2 protein-coding genes are annotated in these 2,649 nt (G+C 58.5%); both read right to left on the bottom strand.

Going from position 1 to position 2,649, the window contains the following annotated elements:
• Positions 1-341: 341 nt before the first annotated feature.
• Entirely contained in the window at positions 342-1,889 is a 1,548-nt protein-coding gene (locus tag AC2YI2_RS34860; protein ID WP_487391098.1) for a sulfatase, read from the bottom strand.
• 286 nt (positions 1,890-2,175) lie between these two features.
• The gene (locus AC2YI2_RS34855; protein WP_487391097.1) at positions 2,176-2,490 is read right to left on the bottom strand and encodes a hypothetical protein; all 315 of its coding nucleotides are present in this window, start codon (positions 2,488-2,490) and stop codon (positions 2,176-2,178) included.
• Positions 2,491-2,649 lie beyond the last annotated feature (159 nt).

Here is a 2,649-nt window from a genome sequence, read left to right as displayed (position 1 = left end):
CGTATCTTGCTGCAAACGCTGCTGCAGAACCTGACATAGTGCAAAATTTTTCTCACTTAGAAATCAATCACTTAACCTGGGCGTGTTCTGGTTGAAACGGACACCTTCTCCGCCATCAAACCTGACCTATGTGGTTGAAATTACTGCGGTTTGTCCTGAGCAGGAAACCCATCTGCCCTCATTTTTGTCCTCAGCCGTTTCATATTTGGTCGAGCGACCGGCCCATTTCACGCCTCGATCACATTTCCGTGAACGGCAAAAAGATCGCCTGGTTTGTCGGGATTTGCTTCATCCTGAGAATTCACCGCCATGCTGATTCACCACGAAAGGGGATAGCGGCTCTATTCCTCACCATCCCCGTCTTCCGCTTGCACCTCAACCTGAGGCTGGACTGCGATGGCGGAATAGGACTTCAAGAGAGGCCGAAGCTGATTCTTGACCAGTCCCGAGGAGCCGTCCGCCAAAAGGTTCTCGTGCAGCATGTTTCGATGTTCGTAGGGGTCCACTGCATGGTCATAAAGCTCCTCGTCACCGTTCCAGTATCGAATGTAGCGATGCTGGTCCGTTCGAACTGAGAAGGCTAACTTGGGATCGTTCTTGCCCACTACCCATGAGGAGGGAGCGTGGGAGCGCGGAAGCGCACCGCTTCCGAAAATCACCGGCGATAAGTCCTGCCCGGAGAAGTCGGGCTGCACTGGTAAACCCAGTAGCGCCAAAACTGTAGGCGCGAGATCAACAAGTGAGACCGGTTGCTTCACCCGATGCGGGGGGATTTGGCCGCCTGCAATTAACAACGGTACGCGAAGCGCCCGCTCCCAAAGAGTAAACTTCCGGAAAGCGAGCTTCTCCCCAAGTTGCCAGCCGTGGTCTGACCAAAGGACAATTAGCGTATCGTCAGATAGCCCGCACTCTTCCAAGCGGTCCAGCACGACCCCGAGCTTGGAATCGGCGTATGCAATGGAGGCCAGATAGGAACGAAGGAATTGTCGGTACTCGTTATGTCGATCCAACACCTCCCCGGTTTTACTATTTGAATTCGCGAGGCGACGACCGGCTTTGGGCAGCGTCTTTTGAACCGTTTGATTGCCCGGATCGAATAGGTTCATCCCGAGGCCCGGCGGCAGCGAGACATTCTCCGGAATCATATCGAAGAACTTTGCAGGTGCGATGAATGGAAGATGCGGCCTATAGATGCCAAGTGCCCAAACTTGGCCAACCGCTCCAGGCTGAATTTGCTGCGCAATCCAATCCGTATTGAGATCGTCAAAGGACGGCTCGCCGGTTGGATCAATGCCGAAGTCCGCGTTTGCCTTCAGATTTCCAGAGCGAATGCTCTCAGAGATTGGCGGATACTCTACCGTTGGCGCGAAGTGGTAATCATCCCATTCGTTGCGGTCGAGGCCGCTCCACCCTTGGTACGCGAAGAATATCTTCCCGCAACCATGCGTCTGCAATCCTGCTTCGCGGAGTTGACCGATCAGAGATTGGCGGTCGCCCTGCCTGAAATAACGCCACACACGATCGCCATTCTTGTAAATTCCTGTTTCCCAGGGGAACTTTGAGAAGAGCGTTGCTGTACGCGACGGGCCGCATGCGGGAGCCGCTGCGTAGGCGTTTTCGAAAGTTACTCCCATTGCCGCAAGTCGGCTCAAGTTCGGTGTCACTGCCTGCGGGTGGCCCTTTAGCGGCTCAATCCAGTCGTTAAGGTCTTCCAAAGATACCAGCAAAAGGTTTTTCACGATGACCTGCCCGATGTTGCCTAAAGGGGCGCCCATAGCAGACTGAAGGGCGGCGGTCACCTGGCGGCAGGTTGATCCGAACAAAAGGCTCACCGGCGCCGTGCCGGTGTGGCGGATTTGGCCGCCTCCGCCTTTCCTCGAATGTTTCAAACTCTCCTGGCGGGATCAAGGCGACGCGGCAGCCCGCCTCTTCCAGTTCCCGCACTTCTTTCGCGATGGCGGCAGACGAAGGCGGCAGGTCCAGACAGTCTAGGAAAACCTCAGCTCCAGCGGGCGGGCTGGCGGAGGAGGGGCGTCGGTTGCCTGGTGTGGCCCACACCGGCATGGTCGTCACCATTGAGAAACGAGAGAAGCGGAGGACGCCGCTTGTCAGGATCAGGCGAGGCGGCGCTCGCTCCGATGTGGATCGCATGGAAGAGGCTGGCGCCTTGTCGAGCTAAGCCACGGTCGGCCAGCCGACTTCCTCGCTCGGCGGGCCAATCAGATCGGGCGTTCTGTAGCGGCGAAGGACTGCGGCCGGGAACGACCCGCCGTCATATAGCGCGGCCAGGACCGCCGTGTATTTCCCGCCGCGCGGGAGCGGGCATTGCCGATGATAGCGGAGCGACGGCAGCACAGGCCTCGCGCCGAGGGCGTTGGCGCTGGCGCCAAACACGAACGCCGCAACCTGCTCGGCGGTCATTGGCATTGCCTCGGCCCGCAGACGGCCGGCGGCCGAGGTCTTGAAGGCGTCTTTCGGATCAAAGTACACAGCGCGGCCTCCGGGGTGCTTTGACGGCCTCGCCAATGGGCGCCTCGACGGCGGTCTTGACGTCACCTTCGTCAATGGAGACCTCTACCGGCTCCGGCAAGTATCCGAGCCTGGCGACCTCCTCCAGCCGGCCACAGTCGAGCCCGGAGCCCAGGCGTA

Source organism: Rhizobium sp. SRI_017 (genome assembly GCF_057586295.1).
This window is presented reverse-complemented; position numbering and strand designations above follow the sequence as displayed.